The sequence below is a fragment of the Paenibacillus sp. MABNR03 genome (assembly GCF_050455445.1).
Classification (GTDB): Bacteria; Bacillota; Bacilli; order Paenibacillales; family Paenibacillaceae; genus Paenibacillus; species Paenibacillus xylanilyticus.
On sequence record NZ_JBCIYR010000001.1, the window covers coordinates 143,541 to 169,769 of the forward strand.

Annotated in this window: 22 protein-coding genes; 16 read left to right on the plus strand and 6 right to left on the minus strand. The window is 47.9% G+C overall.

Annotation, left to right across the window (positions count from 1 at the left end):
* Positions 1-27: 27 nt before the first annotated feature.
* Positions 28-897 (minus strand): AraC family transcriptional regulator, encoded by an 870-nt coding sequence (locus tag AAIH57_RS00530; RefSeq protein WP_175396122.1) that lies wholly within the window; start codon positions 895-897, stop codon positions 28-30.
* A 194-nt stretch (positions 898-1,091) separates the two neighbouring features.
* On the opposite strand from AAIH57_RS00530, the gene AAIH57_RS00535 reads away from it, so the two are divergent.
* On the plus strand, positions 1,092-2,609 hold the full coding sequence (locus tag AAIH57_RS00535) for a tagaturonate reductase (protein WP_175396121.1): 1,518 nt from the start codon (positions 1,092-1,094) through the stop codon (positions 2,607-2,609).
* Entirely contained in the window at positions 2,606-4,120 is a 1,515-nt protein-coding gene (locus AAIH57_RS00540) for a UxaA family hydrolase (RefSeq protein WP_430020232.1), read from the plus strand. Before AAIH57_RS00535 ends, AAIH57_RS00540 begins: the two co-directional genes overlap by 4 nt.
* 161 nt (positions 4,121-4,281) lie before the next feature.
* On the opposite strand, the gene AAIH57_RS00545 is transcribed toward AAIH57_RS00540, so the two are convergent.
* The 4 genes from AAIH57_RS00545 to AAIH57_RS00560 all read right to left on the minus strand — a co-directional run bounded on the left by AAIH57_RS00545 (position 4,282) and on the right by AAIH57_RS00560 (position 8,407).
* Positions 4,282-4,962: an AlkZ-related protein gene (locus AAIH57_RS00545; RefSeq protein WP_175396119.1), complete on the minus strand. Its 681-nt coding sequence runs from the start codon at positions 4,960-4,962 to the stop codon at positions 4,282-4,284.
* A gap of 17 nt (positions 4,963-4,979) precedes the next feature.
* A complete protein-coding gene (locus AAIH57_RS00550; protein WP_175396118.1) occupies positions 4,980-5,951 on the minus strand; it encodes a helix-turn-helix transcriptional regulator in 972 nt (323 codons plus the stop codon).
* Positions 5,948-6,250, minus strand: coding sequence for a hypothetical protein (locus AAIH57_RS00555; protein ID WP_175396117.1), 303 nt, complete (start codon positions 6,248-6,250; stop codon positions 5,948-5,950). The genes AAIH57_RS00550 and AAIH57_RS00555 overlap by 4 nt, the downstream gene beginning before the upstream one ends.
* Positions 6,251-6,379: 129 nt before the next feature.
* Complete coding sequence (locus AAIH57_RS00560; RefSeq protein WP_430020233.1) at positions 6,380-8,407, minus strand: beta-galactosidase; 2,028 nt, start codon at positions 8,405-8,407, stop codon at positions 6,380-6,382.
* A gap of 148 nt (positions 8,408-8,555) precedes the next feature.
* On the opposite strand from AAIH57_RS00560, the gene AAIH57_RS00565 reads away from it, so the two are divergent.
* From AAIH57_RS00565 to coaD, 14 genes are all read left to right on the plus strand, one after another.
* Positions 8,556-9,392, plus strand: a complete 837-nt coding sequence (locus tag AAIH57_RS00565) for an AraC family transcriptional regulator (RefSeq protein ID WP_175396115.1) — start codon at positions 8,556-8,558, stop codon at positions 9,390-9,392.
* 199 nt (positions 9,393-9,591) lie between these two features.
* Positions 9,592-10,380, plus strand: a complete 789-nt coding sequence (locus tag AAIH57_RS00570; protein WP_175396114.1) for an alpha/beta hydrolase — start codon at positions 9,592-9,594, stop codon at positions 10,378-10,380.
* Positions 10,381-10,427: 47 nt separating this feature from the next.
* Positions 10,428-11,090: an SGNH/GDSL hydrolase family protein gene (locus AAIH57_RS00575; RefSeq protein ID WP_430020234.1), complete on the plus strand. Its 663-nt coding sequence runs from the start codon at positions 10,428-10,430 to the stop codon at positions 11,088-11,090.
* Between the two features lie 14 nt (positions 11,091-11,104).
* A complete protein-coding gene (locus tag AAIH57_RS00580) occupies positions 11,105-11,992 on the plus strand; it encodes an SMP-30/gluconolactonase/LRE family protein (protein WP_175396112.1) in 888 nt (295 codons plus the stop codon).
* 363 nt (positions 11,993-12,355) lie between these two features.
* Complete coding sequence (locus AAIH57_RS00585; RefSeq protein WP_175396111.1) at positions 12,356-13,885, plus strand: response regulator transcription factor; 1,530 nt, start codon at positions 12,356-12,358, stop codon at positions 13,883-13,885.
* 18 nt (positions 13,886-13,903) lie between these two features.
* Positions 13,904-15,673, plus strand: a complete 1,770-nt coding sequence (locus AAIH57_RS00590) for a cache domain-containing sensor histidine kinase (protein ID WP_175396110.1) — start codon at positions 13,904-13,906, stop codon at positions 15,671-15,673.
* Positions 15,674-16,034: 361 nt separating this feature from the next.
* A complete protein-coding gene (locus AAIH57_RS00595) occupies positions 16,035-17,327 on the plus strand; it encodes an ABC transporter substrate-binding protein (RefSeq protein WP_175396159.1) in 1,293 nt (430 codons plus the stop codon).
* A 147-nt stretch (positions 17,328-17,474) separates the two neighbouring features.
* Positions 17,475-18,362: a carbohydrate ABC transporter permease gene (locus tag AAIH57_RS00600; RefSeq protein WP_175396158.1), complete on the plus strand. Its 888-nt coding sequence runs from the start codon at positions 17,475-17,477 to the stop codon at positions 18,360-18,362.
* On the plus strand, positions 18,355-19,185 hold the full coding sequence (locus tag AAIH57_RS00605) for a carbohydrate ABC transporter permease (protein ID WP_175396109.1): 831 nt from the start codon (positions 18,355-18,357) through the stop codon (positions 19,183-19,185). Before AAIH57_RS00600 ends, AAIH57_RS00605 begins: the two co-directional genes overlap by 8 nt.
* 161 nt (positions 19,186-19,346) lie before the next feature.
* Entirely contained in the window at positions 19,347-22,400 is a 3,054-nt protein-coding gene (locus AAIH57_RS00610; RefSeq protein ID WP_430020235.1) for a glycoside hydrolase family 2 TIM barrel-domain containing protein, read from the plus strand.
* Positions 22,401-22,556: 156 nt separating this feature from the next.
* Positions 22,557-22,862 (plus strand): hypothetical protein, encoded by a 306-nt coding sequence (locus AAIH57_RS00615; protein ID WP_175396107.1) that lies wholly within the window; start codon positions 22,557-22,559, stop codon positions 22,860-22,862.
* A 110-nt stretch (positions 22,863-22,972) separates the two neighbouring features.
* Positions 22,973-23,257 (plus strand): hypothetical protein, encoded by a 285-nt coding sequence (locus AAIH57_RS00620; RefSeq protein ID WP_175396106.1) that lies wholly within the window; start codon positions 22,973-22,975, stop codon positions 23,255-23,257.
* Positions 23,258-23,773: 516 nt separating this feature from the next.
* Entirely contained in the window at positions 23,774-24,382 is a 609-nt protein-coding gene (rsmD, locus tag AAIH57_RS00625) for a 16S rRNA (guanine(966)-N(2))-methyltransferase RsmD (protein WP_430020236.1), read from the plus strand.
* Position 24,383: 1 nt separating this feature from the next.
* Positions 24,384-24,890, plus strand: coding sequence for a pantetheine-phosphate adenylyltransferase (gene coaD, locus AAIH57_RS00630; RefSeq protein WP_175396157.1), 507 nt, complete (start codon positions 24,384-24,386; stop codon positions 24,888-24,890).
* Here the strand turns inward: coaD and AAIH57_RS00635 are convergent.
* Complete coding sequence (locus tag AAIH57_RS00635) at positions 24,868-26,124, minus strand: nucleoside recognition domain-containing protein (RefSeq protein ID WP_175396104.1); 1,257 nt, start codon at positions 26,122-26,124, stop codon at positions 24,868-24,870. The two genes, coaD and AAIH57_RS00635, sit on opposite strands and share 23 nt — an antisense overlap.
* Between the last annotated feature and the right edge of the window lie 105 nt (positions 26,125-26,229).

The window sequence follows — 26,229 nt, forward strand, 5'->3', positions numbered from 1 at the left end:
TGGAAGAATATGTTACACTTTGACTCATTAAGCATTCATTGTTCTGCGGTATGCCGCGGGCGTGGTGCCAGTGATCTTTTTGAATTGCCGATAAAAATGGGGCAGACTCTCGAAGCCGCAGGCATCAGCTACCGAAGCCATCGTGTCATCGTTCCGAAGCAGATGTTCCTTCGCCATGATCACCCGGCGGGCAAGGGCGTAATCGGTTAGTGTCATGCCTGTATATTTTTTGAACGCCCGACTGAAATGAGCAGGAGATACCGCTGCCTGCACAGCGAGTTCGGACAAGGAAAGGCCGCCGCGCAGTTTGTCGTCGATATTGGACAAAATGGCTGACAGCCAGCCCGGTCCAGAAGAAGAGTGCGCTGAGCTGGCAGGGTCAGCATCCTCCAGACGCTCGAGAAATATAAGCAGCAGCTGTAGGTGAAGTAGGACAGCATGGGCGCTTAACGGGTTCCCCAACTCCAATTCGGCATGGATCTCGTCGATGAACGTCCGCACCTTGGCTTGTTCATCCACTGCCAGCTGCCTTTTGTATACTCTGCGTCTGCGGCAGCGTTCGAACAGGGACAGCAGGAAGGAAGCACTTCCTCCCGCTGCGGATGCCAGCAGACCGGGACTGAAAAACAGGGCCGAGGAGGTGACTGGATTAACCTCATCTGGTAAAGCCCGGTGTACCGTGCTGCCCGGAATAATGAACAGGTCCCCAGCCTGCATATCTTCAAGGCCAGTATCTATAAAAATGGTCCCTTGACCGCGATATACGTATATGATTTCATGCCAATCATGCAGATGGTCCGGCAGCTCGTTCTGAGGAGCTTTCGTGTCTGCATACACCAGTCGAAAAGGAATGCCTGATTCCGCCTGAATGGTTGTGCGAACGGGTGAGTGTACCATGGTGGCCCCTTTCTAAACATATTCAATGCAAGGGAGACCTTACTTGGTCATGAAAGAGTATATTTAACGCAATATAAGCAATTTAATTTCCTTTTATTGATGATACAATGAATTTAAAGCGTTTTCAATTGAGGGAAATGGCAGCTTAGAATATGCACTCGGATGTTGACAAATAAACAATGAGGTGAGTGTTCATGTCGGCGAGCACCAAACGACCAAGACTGAAGCTGAATCTGTTGGGAAGTGACGGACAGCGCAAGTGCAAGGAAATTATTGAACGTCCCGTGAAGGTACTGCAGATTGGTGAAGGCAATTTTTTGCGGGGTTTTGTGGACTGGATGCTCCATGAGAGCGCCAGACAAGGTAAATTTCACGGCAGCGTGGTGGTTACTCAGCCTCGTCCAGGCGGTAAGGCGAAGCTGGAGCAGATCAAGGATCAGGATGGGCTGTATACAATGATTACCAGAGGACTCTCTCAAGGAAAAGTTGTGGAACGTACGGAAATGATTTCGATTTTTTCCCGCTGCATGAATCCCTATGAAGAATGGCAGGCGTTTCTGGAGCTGGCCGAGCTGCCTTCGCTGGAGTTTGTCATCTCCAATACGACGGAGTCGGGATTAAAATATATTCAATCGGATGTTGTGGAGGGAGAACCTGTTGCTTCTTTTCCGGGCAAGCTGACCGTGTTTCTTCATCAACGTTATCTCCGGTTTGAAGGCGATCCATCCAGAGGATTGATTCATTTGCCATGTGAACTGCTCGAAGGAAATGGCGATGTACTGCGCAGCTGCATATTGCGTCACAGTGAGGATTTTGGCTATTCCGAAGCATTTCGCACATGGATTACCGACCATAATCTGTTCCTGAACAATCTGGTGGACCGGATCGTTACGGGTGCGCCAACCAAGGAAGAAGCAGACGCGCTATCGAAACGCTGGGGTTATGAGGATCAACTGATTAATACAGCAGAGCCTTATCATTTTTGGGCCATTCAGGGTGATGAGGGGTTGGACAAAAAACTGCCTCTGAAACAGGCCGGACTTAACGTTCATTGGGTCAAAGATTTGAAGCCCTACCAGGTGCGCAAGGTTCGCATTTTGAATGGTGCGCATACCCTGATGTCCTCTCTTGGCATTCTCCACGGCAAGCAGCATGTGCGAGAAACGATGGAAGATTCGCAATTCGGACCGTGGATCAGAGAAGCGGTGCACGAGGAGATTGTGCCTGCACTTGATATGCCGGACCATAATCTGGACCAGTACGCTGAAGAGGTGTTCGAACGGTTCCTCAATCCGTATATTGATCACAAGCTGCAGGACATCGCGTTAAATACGATTGGCAAATTCAAGGTGCGTGTCCTGCCTACATTACTGTCCTATGATCAAAGCGAGGGGAATTGGCCAACACGCCTGGTGCGCGGATTTTCCGGGCTGTTGTGGTTGTACCGTCCGGTGAACACATCGGAGGGGTACAAAGGGCAGCGCTTGGACGGCGAAGCTGTTTTGCTCAGGGATGATCCGGATGTGCTTGCTGCATTAACTGCGCATTGGGACCATTATGATTCGATTAATAGAGATCGAGAACAGTTAAACGACAGGCTGACTGCCGTATTATCGGATTCAACCCTATGGGGAGAGAATCTGGACGAGCGAAAAGGTCTGCGTGAAGCGCTTCTTAACGAAATGGTTTTACTGGAAGGTGAGATGGAATGAATACAACAAGTGCAGCTCATGGCTGGATTGCCATTCAACCGCAGGATGACGTGATCATAGCCCTTCGTGATTATACCAAGGGGGAGACCATCACACTGCCTGACGGGGCTTCCTTTGCACTGCTTGATGATGTGCCCAAAGGGCATAAGATCGCTGTGCATGGGATCGAACCAGGCCATGACGTCTTGAAATATGGCTTCTCGATTGGCATTGCCAAAGAACGGATTGAGCGGGGGAACTGGATTCATAGCCATAACCTGAAGACAGGGCTGCATGGCTTGCTGGAATACGAATATAAGCCTGGTGCGTCGGTTCAGACAGATATGCCTCCGGAACACTTACGGACTTTTGAAGGCTATTTGCGCCCTAATGGGGAAGCAGGTATACGCAATGAAATCTGGATTATCAATACCGTTGGCTGCATCAACAAGGTATGTGAAGCACTGGCTCGTATGGGGCAGTCCCAGTTCGGCAGCAGAGTGGATGGCGTGTACCATTTTCCGCACCCTTTTGGCTGCTCGCAGCTTGGCGATGATCTGAAATATACCCAGCAATTGCTGGCTTCCCTCGTCGAACATCCGAACGCAGGCGGTGTACTGGTCATTGGTCTGGGCTGTGAAAATAATCAGGTCGACCAGTTCCGCGAATGCATTGCACCTGAATATCAGGGAAAAGTTCGGTTTCTCAAGGCTCAGGAAGCAGACGATGAGCTTGAAGAGGGACTGCGCCTTATGGAGGAACTGGTGGAAATCGCCGAGCTGGAACAGCGTCAGCCGCTTCCGCTCAGCAAGCTCAAAATTGGCCTGAAGTGTGGTGGTTCAGACGGTTTATCCGGCATCACAGCCAACCCGTTAGTGGGTTCAGTGGCAGACATGCTGGTGGCCGCAGGAGGGACCGCCATTCTGACCGAAGTGCCGGAAATGTTCGGAGCGGAAACCATTCTGATGAATCGTGCTGTGAATGAACAGGTGTTTGACGATCTGGTGGACTTGGTTAACGGTTTCAAGCAGTATTTCGTAAACCATGGCCAAAATATTTATGAGAACCCCTCTCCCGGCAATAAAGCCGGTGGAATCACTACATTGGAGGAGAAATCGCTGGGTTGTACCCAAAAAGGCGGTCGTTCTTCCGTCGTCGATGTGCTTCGTTATGGTAAACGTGTAACAAGAACGGGATTGAATATTGTTGAAGCCCCCGGTAATGATCTGGTGTCCGTCACGGCATTGTCAGCTGCAGGTGCCCATATTGTTCTGTTTACCACAGGAAGGGGGACACCGTTTGGAGGTCCTGTCCCTACCGTCAAGATTGCAACACAATCGGATCTGGCGAATCGAAAAAAGCACTGGATTGACTTCAATGCAGGTCAACTGCTTGAAGGCCGGACGATGGATGACGTAAAAGTTCAGCTGTTCAGCCAGTTGATCGACATTGCTTCAGGACGTGCACAGACACTCAGTGAGCAGCATGGATTTAGGGAAATCGCCATATTCAAGGATGGTGTCATTCTATAATTGATATACCTTCAAATTTTTATCATGTTTATATAAACCCGTTACTAAAAATCCCGGTTGCCAATCGTGCGGTGGCTTCCGGGACTTTTTGTTGTGACCAGATGTAAACAAAGATAATCCATTGACTACTCTGGCAGATTATTTGAGCCTCCGTTAATGGTTTACACCATGCCCAAGGCTTTTTTGATTTTTACCAATCCAGCTTCGGTAGCGTTTTCCTTGAGCTTGTCCAGCAGAAGGTCACGAGCTTCTGGAATGCTGCCTTCAAATGGTTCAATGCCCTGACGGCTCATCCAGTGTCCAGCAGTCTCATAGGAGGAGCTATTCCAGGCTACCTTGCCTTCCGCGAGGCCTTCCTTTTCCTTGGTCCCACTGATGACAATGGCTGTACTGCTCTGGAGATCCAGAAGCCCCTGATCGAATGCCTTTTTATCTTCCTTGGCACCAAATCCAGCCTGTGCACGCAAAGCACGCCCGTCGATACCTTCCTGTTCCTCTATTTTCTCATAAAGCTTGAATGCGTCACGGGAGAGCAAGCCTGCATCGTATTGTTCCTGGATGGTTCGGCTGTCAGACAACAATCGGTGCACCCAGGGGAAATATTCGCGGGAGATCAGGATCGCTTTCTTTTTGACAAACTTGCCGTATGCAGCAACACCTTCTTCAGCAAGACGTGAACGCCACAGCCAGGGATCCAGATCCGTATCGGTATGCCAATTCTCTCTGGGGGTCAACGAAGAGAGCGAGGGGAAGTCGGGAAATAACGGTGCCAGCGGAAGCAAACCCAGAGACTGTATGCGCTGGACAGCTTCTTCATAAGTTACAATCGGCTCAGTGATCATGGTTAGGTAAGCTCCTTTTAAGTTGTTGTACAAGGTTTTGGGGTAGTGTTCGTGTACATTTGGCTCACGTCCTCGGCATGCTGCCTGATCTCGCTGCGGAGTTCTTCGGGTTCAATCACTTCTGCCTCGCGGCCCAGACGGTAAAAGAAGCGGACAGCCCACTCCCATTGGTCTGCTGGACAGAGAAAGGACAGCTCCCAGACATCTGGAGCAACCTCCGTCAATTTCTCACCAATATGCCTGTCTTGCTCTGCTTCAACCATGGCGCAATAACTCAAACGGGCTTTGATTCGAACGGAAGACTGCACCGATGGGCTCGTCTGACTCAACACACGCTCGGCCTCTATCTTCAATTGTTCTGTTTGAGAAGAGTCGATGGTCTCTGCCTCCAAAATCCGGTCCACTCGAAACAAGCGCTGCTCTCCATGCTCCTCCGAATATGCTTCACAATACCAAAATCCTGCAGAAGCATAAATGCGAATCGGACAAATCTGAATCCAGCGCTGACGTGCGGCCGAGCGATACAGGATACGCAACCAGCCGTGTTCAGGGATACAGGTTAGGAGCGGTTCCAGATGATGAAGAATATAATTGCGCTCGGGAATACAGTGATTCAGCTGTTGGAGCATCGGATCGATTCGTGCCATGACGTCATCCGGAATGATGCCTTTGATTTTGTCCATAACCGTCCAGCGTTTCTCTTGAAAAGGCGTATCTGCATAATGACTGATTCCCTCAAGAGCGAAAATGAGAGTTGCTGCTTCTACCGGATCCAGCTGCAAGGGAGGCAGCACATAACCTTCCATAAGCCTAAAGCCACCGCCCGGCCCGGAAATAGCTATAATCGGCACGTTCATTTCGGATAGGGACTGGATATCACGCAAAATGGTACGGCGGGATACTTCAAACTTGTCTGCCAGTGAATGTGCTGTTTCGAGTCCGTGTTGTAAGGCCATGACGATGGCGGCAAGCCGATTTATTTTATTCATGTCAGCCACTCCGTTTCGAGAGTTACGCCGCCGGAAAGGATGCCGGAGTGATAATGCCATTGTAACAGCCGATTAGTGACATCTTGGATGTCACCAATATTATATGGATTATTTGATATGCTGTGTAATGGCGAATGGAGAGAGCGTTTTCCGGCATGCGCCATAAAATGTGTGTCTCGTCCAATTCGCTCTGTGAAGCAGTATTTCCTTCTCATCAAATTCCCACAAATGATGGCAAAAAAACCGTATCCGGTTAAACGGATACGGTAAGTAGCAGTTTGCATTTTTAAAGCTCTCATTCACATCACTCCATTAGAAAAAAATGAAGCGTTTAACTGAAAAGCTTGGTTTATCAGACATTTCGTAACACTTTGTATCAAGTGGTTATCTTTCAGTTCGTCCCTATTATGTTTCAAACACAGTTAGGCTTATTTCATCTCAAGCAGATGGACACCACGACCCTCAATTTCCACATGACCAGAGAGCTCGCGATCTGTGAGCAGATCTTGTGCCACGCCATTCCCCAAGTCATAAGACTGAGTGGAGGAGTTGTGATTCATGACGAAGAGGAATGACTTGCCGTCCTTCGTACGTGCACTTACTTCCACACCATCAGGTGTTTCGAGCAAGGAATTGATGTTTTTGGCTGCCGCAAGCTGTCCAAGGAGGCCATCCAGGAAGCGATCTTCCGGATCTGATGCTACATACCATGCTTCGCCCTTACCGAACGTGTTGCGGGTTAGGACAGGCATGCCTTGATAGAAGTCGTCTCCGTACTCGGCAATGACTTCAGCACCTTCGCTGTGCAGCAGGTCACACAGCATGCCGCATTCGTATTTACCTTGAAGATCGCCATAGGCTTCTTTCAATACAATGCTGTTCTTTTGCTCAGGCAGCAGAGCATCGATTTCTTCCACCCAGATGCCAAGCAGCTTGCGAAGCTCTCCTGGATAACCACCTGTCGTCACGAGATCGCTCTCGTTTACAATGCCGCTGAAGAATGTGGTCAGGAACGTACCGCCGGCTTCCACAAACTTCTCCAGCTTGGCAGCAAATCCTGGTTTGACCATATAGAGTACCGGAGCAAGGACGATGTCATACTTGCTGATATCGGTATCCACACTGACAATGTCCACCTGAATATTCCGGCGGAAAAAGGCAGCATAGTACTTGTGAATCTGATCCACATAATTCAGGGCTACGGTAGGACCGCTGGATTTCTCAATCGCCCACCAGTTGTCCCAGTCAAACACGATTGCCACTTTGGACTCAACAGTCGCATCGAGTGTTTTGTCTCCAAGCAATTGCAATTCCTTGCCAAGCTGGGCAACTTCACGGAATACACGTGTATTCTCATGACCAACGTGCTCAATGACTGCACCGTGATACTTCTCGCATGCGCCAATGGAGCGGCGAAGCTGGAAGAACATGATCGTGTCCGCACCGTGCGCAATTGTCTGATAACTCCACAGGCGCATAACGCCTGGACGCTTCAGGGAGTTGTATGGCTGCCAGTTTTGCTGGCTTGGTGTCTGTTCCATAAGCATGAATGGCTGGCCGTCTTTCAGTCCGCGCATCAGATCATGTGCCATGGCGGTGAAGCTGAACGGCGTGGCAAGACCCGGATAGCTGTCCCAGGAAATGATGTCCATATATTTGGCCCATTTAAAATAGTCAAGCTGTTTGAAGAATCCCATCAGGTTAGTCGTTACGACGGAATCCGGGACATGTTTTTTGATCGCATCATACTCCAGACGGTAACAATCAAGCATACTGTCGGAGTTGAAACGGGAGTAATCAAGCGAGATGCCCTGGAACGTGGAATTGTTGTTGCCCCAGTGCTCACTCAGATTGCTTGGCAGAACGATCTCGTCCCAATCATAGAACGTATGGCCCCAGAAATTGGTGTTCCATGCTTTGTTGAGCTGATCCAGGGTTTGATAACGCTCCTTCAGATACACACGGAACGCTTTCTCACAATTGTCGCAATAACAGTCCCCGCCATATTCGTTGGAGATGTGCCATACCAGCACAGCAGGGTGGTCTTTATAACGTTCCGCCAGTTTGTCGGCAATTTTCTCGGAATATTTGCGATACGTTGGGCTGTTTGGACAGGAATTATGGCGTCCCCCGAATTTGCGTTTGCGTCCGTCGGCATCCACACGAAGTACATCCGGATACTTTTTGGCCATCCATGCTGGATGGGCAGCCGTGCTTGTAGCGAGACAAACATAAACACCGTTTTCGTAGAGGCTGTCAATCAATTGATCCAGTTCTTCAAATTTATAGGTTACTTCATCAGGCTGAATCAGAGCCCAGGAGAAAACGTTAATGGTGGCTATATCAATACCTGCCAGTTTGAACATGCGCAGGTCTTCTAGATGGGTTTCGTGATCCCATTGTTCAGGGTTGTAGTCACCGCCATAGAACATTTTGGGTAGTTTGCTGCTAATCAATGTATTCACCTCTTGTATAAGAATAATTGTATATTATATGATTCATATAGCTTTTAAAATATAAGAAAAGTAATGATCCATATAAGAATATGGAAATGGATAAACGTGGTCCAATGGCTGAAAAGTCATACACCGAGAGGAGAACATCATGTTAATCTCACCGAAGCACCGACGATATTTCATGACTCCGCGTGAAGAGCCGCTTCCGCTATACATCGAGAGCATTGGTTACAATGGCAATCAGGAGAATGTGTTCAGGCCTGCAGGATATCCCTGTTATCACTGGCTTCAGACCGTGAAGGGGGAGGGGGAATTTCGATTTGCCGGGTCAACCGTAGTCCTCAGTGAAGGTTCTGGGATTTTGCTGCCGCCGAACGAACCGCATGAATATGTGCCTTCACTAGGGGAGTGGGAGACGCTCTATATTACGTTTGGGGGGTCACAATGTCCCGCGATTACCGAGGCCCTGAGCCTGGGAGAACCAGCGCTTCATCAATGGGAAGCAGGGAGCCCGTTGGAGAATTACGGCAGGGAGGTGCTGGGTTCAATCAGCAGCGACCAGGACTTGTCCGGGTTGGAGGCATCGGCAGATATGTACCGGTTCTTGATCTTGCTCAAAAAGCATGGCATGACCGGCAGTCGTTCATCCATCTCGCATGCCGTGGAACGGCTGGCACCGCTAATCGCATTTATGGATCAGCATTACGCGGATCCTGACATTGGTCTTGAACAGATGGCGGCCGTGCCAGGAATCACACCAAGACATTTAAATACCCTGTTCAAACAATCGTTTGGCATGACGGCCTACAGCTATTTCATTCTCCTGCGCATTCGCAAATCAAAAGAATGGATGACCGGGGACAGCAAGATGACGGTGAGGGAAACGGCGGCGCGTGTTGGTTTTCGGGATGCGAGTCATTTTGTGGCTACATTTCGGAGAATCGAAGGTATAACACCTGAGCAATTTCGAACGTTATACTTATAGTAGAGTGTAGCTAAATGCTGCGTTGGTTCAAGGTTTGCGGCTCTGTCATGCTGACATCTGTGACAAATTGAACAAAAAGTGATGCCAGGAAGGTATTGATGCATGAGGGCAGTTGCCGTTATGATGATATCGATTCCTTAGATTGGAAAACTCAAACGGGGCAAATTGTATCCGTTCTACTTAGAGAGGATGATTGAAATTGACAACAACCATTCCATTATGGGATCATGCAGCACCATTTGCGGCCCAAGGCCATGAGGACGAAATGCCTCACCTCATTCCTTTTATTCAGCCTGGTTCCGAGAGCGCTGTCATTGTGTGTCCTGGCGGGGGTTACGGGTTTCTTGCAGATCATGAAGGAGCTCCCATTGCGGAACTGCTCAACCGTGCGGGAATCAGTGCATTTGTGTTGAAATACCGGGTTGCACCACATCAGCATCCTGCGCCATTAACTGACGGTCAGCGTGCCATTCGATATGTGCGTGCTCATGCCAAGGAATTTGGCATTCAGCCTTCCAAAATTGCAGTACTCGGCTTCTCGGCAGGTGGACATCTTACAGCAACACTTGGCACCTTGTATGATGCGGGGCAGCCGGATCACGAGGATCCGATTGAACGTGAAAGCTCACGCCCGGATCGGGTGATTCTCTGTTATCCGGTCATAACGATGGAGTCTTATGGACATGCAGGTTCACGCGAAAATCTGCTTGGACCGGATGCCACCCCTGAACAGATTAGAGCATTCAGCGCAGAGCAGCAGGTTAAGGCAGATGCACCTGAGGCATTTATCTGGCATACGAGTGACGATCAGGCAGTACCGGTCGAAAACAGTTTGCGTTACGCGCTTGCACTGGGTGCGCACGGAATTCCGTACGACCTGCACGTGTTTGAAAAAGGATCACATGGTCTGGGACTTGCTGAAGATCATCATGCCGTGCGACCGTGGTCGGATCTGTGTCTGACCTGGCTTAAAAATCAAGGATGGTAACCGTTTACCCACTTTAAATGTGCTATAGGGCGAAGGAGAAGAAGACTATGAAACTGCAAAAAAATGACAAGCTGCTCTTTATCGGTGATTCCATCACAGACTGCGGTCGTGAACACCCTGTAGGTGAAGGAAGCTCAGGACTCGGACACGGTTACGTTGCACAAGTATATGCACTTTTACGTTCCATTTATCCGGAATTGATGCTGCGCATCCAAAACGTGGGTAATAGTGGAAATACCGTTCGCGATTTGAAGCAGCGCTGGGATCGTGACGTGATTGATCTGAAGCCTGATTGGTTATCGATAATGATCGGCATTAATGATGTATGGCGTCAGTTCGACCATCCGCTGTCCGCGGATTCACATGTGTTTCTGGAAGAGTACGAAACAACGCTGAGAGAGCTTGTTGCTTCCGTTCGTCCAAATGTGAAAGGGCTAGTTCTAATGACTCCATATTACCTGGAAGCCAATGCCGAGGACCCTATGCGGGCAACGATGGACATCTATGGAGAAGCCGTTCGCAGAGTAGCGAATGAGTATGATGCCATCTTTGTGGATACCCAAGCTGCCTTTGCCCCGTTCTGGGATCATTATTATACGTCTGTTCTGACTCATGACCGTGTCCATCCAGATGCAACTGGCCATATGATCCTGTCCAAAGCATTCCTGGATGCCATCGGATTTGAATGGTCAGGCGGCGTCAAATCATAAAAGGACGTGATCGCATGAGCAATCTCAACATTGCAGTACATACCCCGGCCCTGCTGGGAGAAGGTCCAAGTTGGGACGCTGAACACAATCGCCTGTTGTGGGTGGATATTGAGAGCTACAAGGTTCACGTGTATGATCCTGAAACAGGACGAGATCAGGCTTACGATGTAGGTGAACATGTGGGTGCCGTTGTACCTTATCGCGGTGATGAGGTGGTTGTTGCACTCCGCAGCGGGTTTCATACCTGCCATTTGCTCACAGGAGAAATGAAAGCGATTGAAGATCCCGAAAGTGATAAGGACACGAATCGCTTCAATGATGGAAAGTGTGATGCTCTTGGCCGGTTCTGGGCAGGCACAATGAGCATGAATAATGAAAGTAAAGCTGGCTCATTCTACTGCCTCGAGGAAGGCAAGCCTGTCCGTACCATGTTTCGGGACGTATCCACCTCCAATGGATTAGGCTGGAGCCCCGATGAACAATCCATGTACTATATTGACACGCCTACACGCTCTATTGACCGATTTGATTTTGACCTGGAAGCAGGGGACATCTCGAACCGGACAAGTGTTATTTCAGTACCGGAGGATTTCGGTTTTCCGGATGGAATGACTGTGGACAGCGAAGGGATGTTGTGGGTTGCCCATTGGGGCGGTGGAAGAGTGACGCGCTGGAATCCGCATAGCGGGGAACTGCTGCAACAGATTGAAGTGCCTGCGGATCAGGTCACCTCCTGCTGTTTTGGCGGGCCTGATTTGGAGGATCTCTTTATTACAACAGCACGAACAGGCATCAGTGAGGAACGTTTGGCAGAAACCCCGAACGCTGGCTCCGTATTCGTGATCAGACCTGGTGTAAAGGGACAGCAAACCCATGCGTATGGCAGGGTCTCTCAGGCATAAACGAATTAATACGGGCATGATTTGTCATGCAGTTCGCAGATTGACTTTATTCGTTTGAAGAGAATTGAACTTTGACCGGATAACAAGTCAGATCAGAAGAGAAGTCCTGGTGCGCCGAATGATTCTGGGCGGCCATGGCTTCTTTTTTTGTCGAGTAATCGTGTAAAATGAGGGAGTCGATTAATTTAGAGCAGACGCTGGCTTTCAATTTCCATTGATTTAACTATGATTATGGGATATAAAGAGAGGTACAAAACTTTAAAATTGTTGTAACCGCTAACACTGGGGTCCCGTTATATCCGATATAAAAAAGGTATAACCTGTAGAGACATAGAGGAAAGATGAGACAAGGGGGTCGCGATCATGAACCGGTTGTGCAAGGTGCTGATTGTTGACGATGAATTTCTGGTACGACAGGGGATCAAGCATCATATGAACTGGGAGTCGGAAGGATTCCAGATTGTCGGAGAAGCGTCCAATGGTGAAGAAGCGCTGGAACAGGTGCGGTTATTGAAGCCTGACATTGTCATTACCGATATCGTGATGCCGATTATGGACGGTGAAGCATTTGTGCGTACGCTAAAAGCCAGTCAGCCACAAATTGAAGTCATTGTACTTAGCAGCTTCAGTGAATTCGAATATGTACGTTCTACACTCCAGCACGGAGCCGCGGATTATATTTTGAAACCAAAGCTGGATACCAACGAGCTGCTTCAGGTGCTGCAGCGAACGGCAGGGAAAATTCCCGAATTACAATACGAGCCTTCTCATGAAGGCTGGAAGCTCGGACAGTTCATGGAAAAGATGATATCCGGATTTGCGCTGGAAGACGAAAACGATATGGCTATGGTCAGGGACACGTTTCCACATGACTGCTTTCGTCTCCTCGTATGCGGAACACAATCGATTTCGGACAAGGATGAGATGGAAAAAAGGCTGCGAAGCTACCTTGCCGACGTGGAATGCGCTATGGTACCGGCTGAGAGTGAATTGCCTATATTTCTCCTGAATGTAGACCCTGCCAAAGATGACTGGATGGTCGGGCGGATCAAGCAGATGGCATTGGAAAATGAGGCTGGCATTACAGGACCCAGCTGGGTTCTAAGTGATAGCTTTAATTCATTCAACCAGATGGGTGACGTGTACCGGAATCATTTGATTAAGTTAATGGAATATCGCTTTTATTATGAGGACCGCTCCATACTTGTCTATAGTGAACTTCCGCCGCTGCATACAGCTGGCTATCAGTTTAATGTCAATATGTTTTTGCAGCATGTGAAACGGAATCGCACTGAAGCGGCGAGGGATTATCTGAGAGAGCATGCGCTCACTCTCGGACGTGATTATATTGCGGATGTGTTTGAAATCAAATCCTTTCTGGGCAATCTGATCTTCAACGTAACGATTACGCTCGCTGATATGGATGTACAGTCTTCGGCGCTGGAAGAGAGCAAGTATACCTACTTCAAAAATGTGGATGGGGCAGCCAGTCTGGGTGAAGTCATGAATGTGCTGGACCAGTTTATGCTTGAGGTTCAGGAATGCACGGCCGGAGATGGAGGAAAACGCAGTGATCCGAATATGAAGATGCTGCTTGAATATATGCATGAGCATTATGACCAGCCGCTCGGTCTTGCTGAAGTCGCCAAGCATTTTCATTTCAATCCATCGTATCTATCCAGTTACTTCTCATCCCACAAAAAGGAAGGATTCAATGAATATTTGAATAAAATCCGCATTGAGAAGGCAGAGGAACTCTTACGATCGGATGATGTTACCATTTCCGAAATCAGCAGTATGGTGGGTTATTCCGACCACAGCTATTTCTGCAAGGTGTTCAAAAAATTTACCGGACTGTCACCAAGCCGATACCGGCGGAAGTTCTGGGCATAAAGTCAGAAGGAAAATCTCATGAAGAAATGGATGAACGGATTATCGCGTCTCGGGTTGTTTCCCAAACTGTTTCTCGTCATGGTGATTAGTATCATTCTCGTTTCCGTACTTATTCTATGGACCACCATTCACATGTCGACGAATCTGTTTACCGAGACATTCAGCATCACGAACTCCAAGGTGCTCAGCCAGATTAAAACCAATTTTGAATCCTTTAATGATGCGATTGCAGCGGTTTCCAACAATGTAAGCCAAAGCGGGGCGATTCGCGGCTATCTGTCTGAAGGAGAGGGAGATTCCCTCACGATGGCGAAGTCCTATTACAATATGAGAGAATCAATGGATCGCATCCAATCCATTACTGAATCCTACGAGGTAGGGATTACGATTAGTGGAATTAACGGGCGCACCTATTCTACGGATCGATCCCATCTGAAGATGTCGGTAGAGGAATTGAAAGAACTGCCGATTACGATCGAAGCTGTTGATACACCGAATCGACTGATTTTTGACGATTACCGGACCGATACCGACGTGGGCACCCAGCAGATGATCTCGGCTACCAAAGCGCTGACAGACCGGACCCAAAGCCGGATCTACGGAACGCTCTATGTGACCATGAGAGAGAATGTGTTTCGTCAGTTTTACAGCAGCTTCACAAGCAGGGGCAATGATGTGGTCATCCTGAATGAAGGTGGCGAGATTGTTTCCTCCAACCGGGAGGAATGGATTGGTACGAAGCAGCTGGATCTGCTGTCCTATGCGAGACAAATGAGCATGAAAAGCAGCAATGGAATTAACGCCAAGGTGATGGAGCAGGACAGCGTAGTTCTGTCTGAGTATTTGCCGTTTTATCGGTTCTATATTATTAATGTTGTGGACAAGGATCTGGCAATGGGGCAGTTGCTTGATATGAAAACCATCGCTCTGATCTGTGCAGCCATTGTGGCAGGTGCCCTTGTGCTGGTCTTCCTGATCACCAACCAGATTACGAAATCGCTGCGCAGGCTCGTGAAGCAAATGTCCAATATTACGAAAAGTGATCTGGATAATTACATTCCGGTCAGTGGAAGTTACGAGAGCCGGCAGCTTGGTCATGCGTACAATTACATGCTGGATGAACTTCATGATTATGTGGACCAACTTGTATTAACGCAGCGGGAACAGCGCAATGCAGAGCTCGCAGCATTACAAAGCCAGATCAATCCTCATTTCTTGTATAATACGCTGGCTTCGGTGAAGGTACTGGTACAGCAAGGGAACAAGGACAGGGCAGCCGAGACGATTAACGCCCTAATTGCGTTGCTGCAGAATACAATCAGCGATGTAAGTGAAACGGTCATGGTAGAGCAGGAAGTGGAGAATCTGAAGAACTATGTTTTCATTAATCATGTCCGTTACGGAGGACGTATTAAAGCTGCCTTCTATGTCGCGCCCGATTGTAATCACTACCATGTCCCGAAACTGGTCATTCAACCGTTTATTGAGAATGCCTTCTTCCACGCATTTAACAGGAAAGAGACAGGCACGATTCATGTTCTGGTTTCACGGGCAGGAGAATCGCTTATTTGCGAAATCATGGATAATGGGGACGGAATTGAAGGGTTTTCCATGGGAGAATCCCTGCCTAATCCGAAAAACAACCGGCAGCTGTTCAGCGGCATTGGCATTCGCAATGTGCATGACCGGATTGAACTGTTGTACGGAGCGCCCTATGGTGTGACAATCATGAGTACACCGGGAGAAGGGACCAGAGTTACCGTTACACTCCCATTAATTACAAGCTGAGGAGAAACCGATCAGGAGATCATGACGGAAATCCATAGCGTTAACCAATAGATCAAGTCTTTCTGTGGAGCTGCCCTCCTTCAGAAAGGCTTTTTTGTTTTGTGAAAAGAGCGTAGTTTTTCTTAAATGGTAAAATATTTGGCTCAATAAAATTCAAAATCAAAAGGAATTACAAAAAACCAAATTTAATGCAAGCGGTTTCTGTAAAGGTTTTCATTGTGACAATAAGATGACAAATCCGTACAAAATTATTACTAACGAATGCCGATTTGGGAATGATAAGATGATTACATCGAAAGCAACCGCTTTCAGAAAACGCAAACAAATTACACACAAAGAGGTTGAAGGGGAGTTGAATGATTTGAAAAAAATGTGGGTATTGATGCTCGTTACTGTCCTGCTGTTGTCCGCATGTTCTTCCGGTGGGGGAGGCAACACGGCAAGCGAGGGTGAGCAAGCATCCAATGAGATTACGATCTGGGCTTGGGACCCATCGTTCAACATTGCTGCATTGAATACAGCAAAAGAAGCATACCAAAAAGATCATCCTGATCTGAAAATCAACATTGTTGAATATGCGCAAAATGATATTATCCAAAAGCTCAACACAGGTTTGAACTCGGGAACAAGCAACGGTCTTCCTAACATCGTACTGATTGAAGATTACCGTTCACAAAGCTTCCTTAACGCTTATCCTGATGCTTTCAAAGATTTGTCTTCCAACTTTACGGCTTCTGATTTTGCAGATTACAAATTGGGGCCAACGGCTTTTGATGGCAAACAATATGGTGTTCCGTTTGACTCTGGTGTAACAGGTCTCTACTACAGAACAGATCTGCTGGAGCAAGCAGGTTACAAAGCTGAAGATCTGCAAGATATCACTTGGGATGATTACATCCAAATCGGTAAAGACGTAAAAGCCAAAACAGGCAAAGATCTGATTACGCTTGATCCCAATGACCTGGGTCTGATCCGTATGATGATTCAATCCGCAGGTTCTTGGTACTCCAAGGAAGATGGTAAAACACCTGACCTGGCTGGCAATGCAGCACTGAAAGAAGCATTTGTAACATACAAAGCAATGATGGATGCAAACGTGGTTAAACTGAACTCTGACTGGAGCCAATTCGTGGCAGCGTTTAACAACGGAGACGTATCTACAATTCCAACAGGAAACTGGATTACACCATCGGTTCGTCAAGAAGCATCCCAGTCCGGACAATGGGCAGTAGCTCCACTTCCTAAAATGGCGGGGCAAGCCAATTCCGTACATGCATCCAACTTGGGTGGCAGCTCGTTTTATGTCATGAACAACGTTCCTGGTGCAGAACAAGCAGCTGATTTCTTGGGTAAAACATTTGGTTCTGACAAACAACTGTATCAAGATCTGTTGAATAGTATCGGTGCAATCGGAACATACAAACCGGCTACTGAAGGCGAAGCTTTTGACAAAGCTGACGAGTTCTTCGGTGGACAAAAAGTCTTTGCAGACTTTGCAAAATGGACTGAAGAAATTCCAAGCGTAAATTACGGTATCAACACATATGCAATCGAGGATATTCTGGTTGTTGAAATGCAAAACTTCCTGAACGGCAAAGCGATCGACGACGTTCTGGCTGATGCACAAAAACAAGCTGAAGCTCAATTAAACTAAGATGATCCACGGTAACTTATAGAACCCAAGGAAGCATCGGAGCCGTTCCACCGTCTGGCGAAGCAAACAGCCGACCGGACATCGGTGGAAGGCTCCATGGGTTCTATCCATGTTGCATGGAGAGAGAGGAGCCATACTGTGAAAGCCATGAGTACAGGAGACAGTCTCCAAAAGAAAAATAATTTGACTGGATGGGCTTTTATTCTGCTCGCTGTCGTTGGGATCGTTGCATTTTACTTCTATCCAATGCTGCAGGCACTGCTCTTATCTTTCAAGTCTGGCGTGGGTGCCAATCTTGAATTTACGGGGCTCGATAACTATAAAAGGTTGTTCATCGATACAACGTTCCGTACGGCCGTATCGAATACATTTTTGTATCTGATCATTCAAGTACCCGTCATGATCATTCTCGGATTGTTTATTTCCGTTTTATTGAATGACAGCACACTGCGCTTCCGCAGCTTTTTCCGTACTGCCATCTTTTTACCTTGTGTAACCTCGCTGGTTGCATACTCGGTCGTATTCAAGTACTTGTTCTCTGCAGATGGAATGGTCAATCAGTTCCTGATGAATCTGCATGTGATTGCCGAACCGATTCAATGGATTACCGACCCGTTCTGGGCTAAAATTACGATCATAATCGCCGTTACTTGGCGTTGGACCGGATATAACATGATCTTCTATCTGTCTTCTCTGCAGAATATTGATCAATCCATCTATGAAGCAGCACGAATTGATGGTGCAAATGCATTTACGCAATTTTTCAAAATTACCGTACCATTGCTCAAACCGATTATCTTGTTCACATCCATTACATCGACAATTGGTACACTCCAAATATTCGATGAGATTATGAACATCACCAAGGGTGGACCAGGTAATGCAACGATGTCTATCTCGCAATACATCTATAACCTTTCGTTCAAGTATTCACCGGACTTTGGATATGCGGCAACCGTTTCGTATTCCATCGTGCTGATGATTATCGTATTGTCCATCATCCAGTTTAAAGTGGCAGGTGAGAAAAATGGCTAAGAACAAAGTAAAACGGATCTTTACCTATGTGTTCCTATCCATCGTGGCCTTCATATCCATCTTCCCGTTCTTCTGGATGCTGGTGAGCTCGACGAATGCTTCGGTAGACGTAACCAAAGGCAGACTGCTTCCTGGTTCGGTATTCCTTGATAACTTTAACAAATTGCTGGATACGACGAACCTGGTACAGGCACTGGGGAACTCGGCGATTGTGTCCATTATTTCTACCGTGCTTGCCCTGTTGATTGGTTCCATGGCAGGTTACGGATTTGAAGTGTATCGTACAAAATCCCGTGATATCGTCTTCAACATTCTATTGCTTTCCATGATGATTCCGTTCGCAGCATTGATGGTTCCACTTTATCGGATGTTTGCGACGATCTCCGGATTTGCACCATTTATCGGTATTAACACGATGGCTGCAGTCATTCTGCCAACCATTACGACTGCGTTCCTGATCTTCTTCTTCCGTCAGAACACCAAAATGTTCCCGAAAGAGATGCTTGAAGCAGGCCGGATTGATGGTCTGAGCGAACTGGGCATTTTCCTGAAGATCTACATGCCTACAATGAAAACAACATATGCGGCAGCTGCAATCATTACATTCATGAGCAGCTGGAACAACTACCTGTGGCCACTCGTTGTGCTGCAGACACCGGATCAACAGACGATTCCGCTGTTGATCTCCAACCTGGGTTCAAGTTACTCACCGGATTATGGGGTAATCATGACAGCGATTGTCATTGCTACACTGCCAACCGCACTAGTGTTCTTCATTATGCAGAAACATTTTGTCGCAGGTATGGTTGGTTCTGTGAAATAATGGAATAGTGGATGTCATCTGAAAAGACTGATGCAGAAAGAGAGAGGAGGACACCAGCGATGGTGTACCTCTGTCTTTCTATTTGTTTATGGAAGAGGAAATAGGGGATTGGATCTTGAATAATTCATACTATACATTCGTACCAGAGGGAGAGAGAGCCGATGAAAGCAACACAAGCAGATATCAACTGGTTGGGAGATGTAAGCGTTTTTGAGGTTAATCGTTTAAACGCTTACTCGGATCATCGTTATTACCATACTATGGAGGAGGCGCAGGCTTCGGGTACCATGAAGATGCGTTATGACCTGAACGGAACCTGGAAATTCAATTATGCTGTTCGTCCCGATTGCAGACCAGAACTGTTCTACACAGCAGATTTCTCCAGTGAAGGCTGGGATGACATTGAAGTTCCCGGGCACATCCAGCTTCAGGGTTACGGCCAGATCCAATATGTAAATACTCAATACCCTTGGGATGGACTGAATGAACTGCGTCCTCCGGCACTGCCACAGGACAAGAACGCAGTAGGTAGCTACATTCGTACATTCCATCTGCCTTCAGGGTGGCAGAACAGTCCGGTATATATCTCCTTTCAGGGGGTAGAGTCGGCATTCTATGTATGGCTTAATGGACAGTTTGTCGGATACGGGGAAGATAGCTTCACGCCATCGGACTTCGATCTGACTCCGTTTCTTCAGGATGGAGAGAATAAACTGGCTGTGGAAGTATATCAACGCAGCACAGGCAGCTGGCTGGAAGATCAGGATTTCTGGCGTTTCTCCGGCATTTTCAGAGACGTATATCTATATACGGTACCCGCAGCGCATATCCGGGACGTACGGGTCGTAACGGACCTGGACAAGTCCTATACAAACGGTACGCTGAACCTGGATCTGAAATTGGAGGGTAAAGCATCGGCCGGAGCACGAGTGGAAGCCGAGCTGCGGGATGCCGAAGGAACAACGGTAAAAACATTTGGATCAAAGGTTAGCGATGATCTGGTGAATATCAGTGAGGAAATCGGCAAAGTCCATCTGTGGAGTGCAGAGATTCCATATTTGTACCGTCTCTATATCCGTGTATATAACGCGGCAGGAGAATTGCTGGAAGTGGTGCCTCAGGCCGTTGGTTTCCGCAAGTTTGAAATGATCGATAAAGTGATGCATATTAACGGAAAGCGCATTGTGTTCAAAGGAGTCAATCGTCACGAGTTCAACCCGCGCCGGGGTCGTGCCATTACGAAAGAGGACATGCTCTGGGATGTGCGTACCATTAAGCAAAACAATATGAATGCGGTTCGTACGTCACATTATCCAAACCAAAGCCTGTGGTATGAATTGTGTGACGAATATGGATTGTACGTCATTGACGAGATGAACCTGGAAACCCATGGTTCCTGGCAGAAGCTGGGTGCTGTTGAACCTTCTTGGGTTATCCCGGGAGATCGTCCGGAATGGCATGATATCGTTATGGATCGTGCGGTATCCATGGTGGAACGGGATAAAAACCATCCATCCATTCTAATTTGGTCCTGTGGTAATGAATCTCATGGTGGCGAAGTGATCTATAAAGTGTCGCAGTATTTCAAATCATACGATCCTACTCGACTCGTTCACTATGAAGGGGTATTCCATGACCGTCGCTTCAACGAGACGAGTGATATGGAATCCCGTATGTATGCCAAGCCGGCTGACATTGAGGAATTCCTGAATGCTGATCCGGAGAAACCATATATTAGCTGCGAATACATGCACGCCATGGGAAACTCCATCGGTGGCATGCACAAATATACGGAACTGGAAGACAAGTACCCGATGTATCAGGGCGGATTCATCTGGGACTACATCGATCAATCCATTTACAAGAAAGATCGTTATGGCAAGGAGTTCCTTGCGTATGGCGGAGATTTCGGAGACCGTCCTTCCGACTATTCATTCTGTGGAAACGGCATCGTGCACGCAGATCGCAAGGTAACCGCCAAAATGCAGGAAGTGAAATTCCTGTATCAAAATATCAAGCTGTTCCCGGATCGTGAAGGGGTAAAAATCGTCAACAGCAACTTGTTCGCAGATACATCTGCATTGGAATTGGTATACAGCCTGGAACGCGAGGGCCATGAAGTACTGCGCGGAACGTTGGAAGTAAATGTGCCTGCTCAAAGCGAGAAGGTTGTTAAACTTCCACTGGGTACAGCATCTCTGGCTGGCGGCGAATATGCAGTCAATACTGCTTTTGTGCTAAAAGCGGCTACGCTGTGGGCAGATAAAGGTGACGAGGTTGCGTATGGCCAGTATATTTTCACCCAGGATCAGGTTGATTCAAATGCAGCAGCTGGAGATGATCCGAATCTGAAGAATGAGATTCAAGTGGTTGAAGGAGACGTGAATATTGGTGTTCGTGTAGGCCATACCCATGTTCTATTCTCCAAAGCCTTCGGAACGTTGGTATCACTCAAGCTGTCGGGCCTGGAGACGATTGCTCAGCCTCCGGCACCATTATTCTGGCGGGCAACGACGGATAACGATAAAGGGACAGCCATGGGCTTCGAGCTTGGTGCATGGTATGCGGCTAGTCTGCTGCCAAGATGTGTGGAGTGGAAGGCGGAACAGAAACCGGATCAATATCGAATCGAATTCACGTACAAGCTCAACATTTCGTCAGATGTGCAAGTAAAAGTGGCTTATACCGTACGTGCGGACGGAAGTGTGCATGTTCATAACGCCTACAGAGGAACGGCTGGATTGCCAAATCTTCCGATTCATGCCCTGTCCTTCAAGACGTCACCGGAATTCGGGAACGTGGAATGGCTGGCGATGGGACCTGAAGAAAACTATGCGGATCGTGCATTTGGTGCACGTCTGGGGATCCACGGCAGCAAAGTGGCTGATACCGTTGCGCCATATCTGGTGCCACAGGAATCGGGTAACCGTACGGGAGTACGCTGGGCAAAACTGACGGATGATGCAGGACGCGGCTTTAAAATCGAAGCTTCTGCAGCTCCGGTGGAGCTGAATGTATCTCCGTATACGGCATTTGAACTGGAGAACGCACAGCATGCATACGAGCTGCCACCAGTACATTACACGGTGGTTACGGTAGCAGGCAAACAGATGGGTGTTGGCGGTGACGATAGCTGGGGTGCCCCGGTTCATCCGGAATATCGCATCTCATCCGACGGCGAACTCGAATTCGAATTTGTCATTCGTTCATTGTAACAGTCGTATCCTAATAAATGTAGAACAGGGGTCTCCGTGTATCGGATGACCTCTGTTTTGCTATGGAGAAATGGACGCGCAAGAGTAATTCCATGAAACCGCTATCGAACCTGTTTCGTATTGTACGGAACATGAAATGAAAGAGGGGGCCTCTTAATGAGCAGAAAAGCTAAAACGGGTGTATGGGTCAGCATACTGGCTGTACTGGGCATCATTGTGGGATGTTTCATCTGGTATTTCAATACGGCTTCAGGTGAACGGGCGTTGAAAACGATGAGATCCAACAACTCCGGTGGTCTCGAACGTGTTGTCAAGGTGTATAGCGATTCCGGGGAAATGATTCAGACGTATGAGGGGAAAATTGATGTGCAGGACACAGAATATGGAAATAAGGTTCTATTTGATCTGAATGGGAAACGTGTTGTGATTTACAACGCAACGGTTATTACGGAAGAAAAATAACTTGGAAACGCAAAATTTTTCTTGGAGTCCAAGATAAGACACTCTTTTTCTTATAAGGTAAAATAAAGAAACCAAATGTGAACGAATTTGGAGGTGAGAGGAGAATGTTCATGGAGATGCTGATCGCTCTGATTGCGATACTTGGCATGGGCGTGTTTTATGCTTTGCTCGCGTATTACCTGATTCGTCTCATCTCCAAAAAAGCGTTTAGGCGTACGATAACCAAAGTTGAGACTATTGAAATTCTGGTTTGGCTGGCGATTGTGTTCTTCGGCATTGTGATGATTGTTAAGCAGACTTGGCATCTGCTGCTACCCGTAGTTCTTCTGTTGGTCTCAATGATTAACTTGCGGCGTTCCAATCGGAAATACCGGGAGATGAACAACAATGGATAACCGGAGGACCAAGGAGGAGGATTACTTTGAAGCTGGGTTGCTTTTTTGAGTGAGAATTTTAAAAAATACAAGATAGCACATCTGGAACCGGAGAGTTTCTGAGTGACATGGAAGATTGGCTGAAGAAAATAGGCTGGTTGGAGCCCGACTTAGACGATGAGGTGGAGTAAGCTGTTGCACCTTTTTGAGGAAGGTATACAGTCTGGGTTATCGGTTCTAATACATATTTAAAAGTAAACAAAAAGAAGCCCTCTTTCGAGAGCTTCTTTTTCATGGGAGAGGAGAAACCGGACGAAGAGCTTATGGGGAAACGTAAGTCTTCTCCGCGGTTGTCTACGACACTTGTGATGTCGATAATTATAGAATGGCCGGAATGTTTCCTTTTTATACATATGCGTAAACAATCGGTCAACAATTTTTTGAAATGATGGAGACGGACTATTTTTCAAACTGAACTGGAGTGTGGTACGATAGCTGTATCAATAAACTTACATAGAGAGAAAAGGTGACTCATCAGTGAGAGTGGTATCTGGGAGTGCGAAAGGCAGACCGCTGAAGGCTGTTCCTGGCAATGGAACACGTCCGACCACCGACAAGGTGAAGGAAGCGCTGTTTAGCATGATTGGCCCTTATTTTGAGGGCGGCACAGCATTGGATTTGTTTGCGGGTAGTGGTGGTCTCGGAATTGAGGCGCTGAGCCGCGGCATGGACAAGGCTGTTTTTGTTGATTTGGAATCCAAAAGTATTGAAGTGATTCGTGCCAATCTGAAAGCGACCAAGCTGGAGGATCAGGCAGCCATATATCGTAATGATGCAGGTCGTGCATTAAAGGCACTTGCTAAGCGAACCACAAGATTTGATCTGGTGTTCCTAGATCCGCCTTACCGGATGAAAAACGGGGATGAGTTGATGCTGACCATGCATGAACTGGAACTGCTTGAACCGGAAGCGACGATCGTGCTTGAATATGAATCCAAATATAGTTACCCTGAGCAATTTGGCCCGTTTGAACAAACGCGCAAGGCTGTGTATGGGGAGACGGCTGTATCCATCTATGAATATGTACCCGGTACAACTGAAGATGGAGAAACCAGCATAGAAGAAGAGGAGGCTCCTCATGACTGAAATGATACACAGGCAGGAACGGATTGCCGTATACCCGGGAAGTTTCGATCCCGTAACGATGGGCCATCTGGACATTATCGCCAGAGCATCCAAGCAATTTGATCGCGTCATCGTGGCTGTATTGAATAATATGAGTAAAAATCCGCTGTTTACGGTGGAGGAAAGAAAGGCTCTCATCACGGAAGTAACAAGTCATCTGCCTAATGTGGAAGTGGATAGTTTCCGTGATCTGACGGCTAATTATGTTCGGCAAAAGGAAGCTCAAGTCATCGTACGCGGCATACGTTCCGTGACTGATTTTGAGTATGAGCTGCAGCTCGCTTCCACCAACAGCAAGCTGAATCCGGATGCGGAAACGATATTTATGATGACCAATCCCAAATATTCGTATTTGAGTTCCAGTATTGTTAAGGAAATTGCCCATTACCATGGAGACGTAACCGATCTGGTGTCTCCTGAGGTGGAAACTGCACTTCGCCGGAAAATCAGCGAGAAAACCGGCGGTTAAACCAAAAGGTCAGGCCGGACAGGCTGATCATAACGGCAACAATCATGGCAAGTCCGATGCAGACTGCCGGGAAGCTGCTCCACAGAGTCTCCACTGAAGCATGGTTCCCATCAAGCTGGGATTGCATCGGCAGCAGGGTTGGAGTTATCACATCCGTGTTCCTAAAGGGCCAGAACGTGTTCAACACTTCTGTGCCGTAGCGACTAAAGGGTGCCCAAAGGAAAACACTTAGAGAAAAGGCAATCAATGCATGAATCAACCGGACACCTGCAAAATAGATCATGGTCTTGGAGGCAATCCCGGCCGATTTCAGAACAGCAGAAACCTGCAAATGCGAGCACAATCCACCCCAGCCAAGAACGGCGGCAATCAGGGAGATGATGATCACGGGTGCCCACGGGGTTTGGCTTAAATGGTATGTGCCCAAATGCAGCTCGAGCACAGCAGGCCACAGGGCTACTGAAGTGCCGGGCGTTATATATAGACCTAACAGTCGTACAAAAACCGCAAAAACAATCATGTAACCCCCGGTCATCATTAGAGTTTGTACAGCATGGGACACAGTGTCACCCAACAATTTGCCGAATCCACGTCCATCACGGGCCTGGGCTTCTCTGGCTGCGGTCATCATTTGAAACCAGAGCCCATGGCGCTGATTAGTCTTTGGATGATGAAGTTCGGCGCCCCCTTTCGGATGACCGGGGACGAGCCGGATGGCAATCATTGCGGCAATCCAGCCGCTGATCCAGTGAACCATAAGCAGGAAGTATCCGGCAGCAGGCAGGTGAAGAAAAGCGGCACCCAAGACCAGGATGATCATCATCGGATTGGCGAAATGTGCTGCAGCGACCAGAACACTTGCCTGTTTGCCGGTTATTTGTCGATCCTGTACCAAACGGGCTGCAGTGTCGGCCCCTGCAGGAAATCCGCCGCACATGCCAACAGCAATGGCCAGTCCAGCTTGGCCGGGGAGGCGAAACCACCGCTGCATTAACGGTCCAAGCAAGACGCCGAAAGCGTCCGTAAAACCAAATGCAGTCAGCATTTGCGACAACATTAAAAACGGAAGCATCGCCGGGAAAATAATTTTCCACCAGATGTCCAATCCCTGAATTGAGGCATCGAAGGCATCCTTTGGAGATACAACGACAGCGACGACCAGTAATAAAGCGCCGGCACTTAGCAGTACCGTTCGCATCGGATTGGAGCCTGTAACCTCAGTCTGCATTGACATTGTTTCACCTCATATGGAATAGCGCCGTTTTTTCGGCTGCTTCGTAGTCGAACTGGACGGCCGAATGACGTCCGGGGGACGGTTCGGCCTTGACCGGACAAGCGA

Excerpts from the sequence above, each read along its gene's own strand:
- AAIH57_RS00605 (WP_175396109.1), top strand. The coding sequence starts at position 18,355 with ATGGCTAAGAACAAAGTAAAACGGATCTTTACCTATGTGTTCCTATCC.
- AAIH57_RS00565 (WP_175396115.1), top strand. The coding sequence starts at position 8,556 with ATGTTAATCTCACCGAAGCACCGACGATATTTCATGACTCCGCGTGAA.
- AAIH57_RS00585 (WP_175396111.1), top strand. The coding sequence starts at position 12,356 with ATGAACCGGTTGTGCAAGGTGCTGATTGTTGACGATGAATTTCTGGTA.
- AAIH57_RS00530 (WP_175396122.1), bottom strand. The coding sequence starts at position 897 with ATGGTACACTCACCCGTTCGCACAACCATTCAGGCGGAATCAGGCATT.
- AAIH57_RS00540 (WP_430020232.1), top strand. The coding sequence starts at position 2,606 with ATGAATACAACAAGTGCAGCTCATGGCTGGATTGCCATTCAACCGCAG.
- AAIH57_RS00545 (WP_175396119.1), bottom strand. The coding sequence starts at position 4,962 with ATGATCACTGAGCCGATTGTAACTTATGAAGAAGCTGTCCAGCGCATA.
- AAIH57_RS00580 (WP_175396112.1), top strand. The coding sequence starts at position 11,105 with ATGAGCAATCTCAACATTGCAGTACATACCCCGGCCCTGCTGGGAGAA.
- AAIH57_RS00600 (WP_175396158.1), top strand. The coding sequence starts at position 17,475 with ATGAGTACAGGAGACAGTCTCCAAAAGAAAAATAATTTGACTGGATGG.
- AAIH57_RS00555 (WP_175396117.1), bottom strand. The coding sequence starts at position 6,250 with ATGAGAGCTTTAAAAATGCAAACTGCTACTTACCGTATCCGTTTAACC.
- AAIH57_RS00575 (WP_430020234.1), top strand. The coding sequence starts at position 10,428 with ATGAAACTGCAAAAAAATGACAAGCTGCTCTTTATCGGTGATTCCATC.
- AAIH57_RS00635 (WP_175396104.1), bottom strand. The coding sequence starts at position 26,124 with ATGTCAATGCAGACTGAGGTTACAGGCTCCAATCCGATGCGAACGGTA.
- AAIH57_RS00620 (WP_175396106.1), top strand. The coding sequence starts at position 22,973 with ATGGAGATGCTGATCGCTCTGATTGCGATACTTGGCATGGGCGTGTTT.
- AAIH57_RS00535 (WP_175396121.1), top strand. The coding sequence starts at position 1,092 with ATGTCGGCGAGCACCAAACGACCAAGACTGAAGCTGAATCTGTTGGGA.
- AAIH57_RS00590 (WP_175396110.1), top strand. The coding sequence starts at position 13,904 with ATGAAGAAATGGATGAACGGATTATCGCGTCTCGGGTTGTTTCCCAAA.
- AAIH57_RS00550 (WP_175396118.1), bottom strand. The coding sequence starts at position 5,951 with ATGAATAAAATAAATCGGCTTGCCGCCATCGTCATGGCCTTACAACAC.
- AAIH57_RS00610 (WP_430020235.1), top strand. The coding sequence starts at position 19,347 with ATGAAAGCAACACAAGCAGATATCAACTGGTTGGGAGATGTAAGCGTT.
- AAIH57_RS00615 (WP_175396107.1), top strand. The coding sequence starts at position 22,557 with ATGAGCAGAAAAGCTAAAACGGGTGTATGGGTCAGCATACTGGCTGTA.
- coaD (WP_175396157.1), top strand. The coding sequence starts at position 24,384 with ATGATACACAGGCAGGAACGGATTGCCGTATACCCGGGAAGTTTCGAT.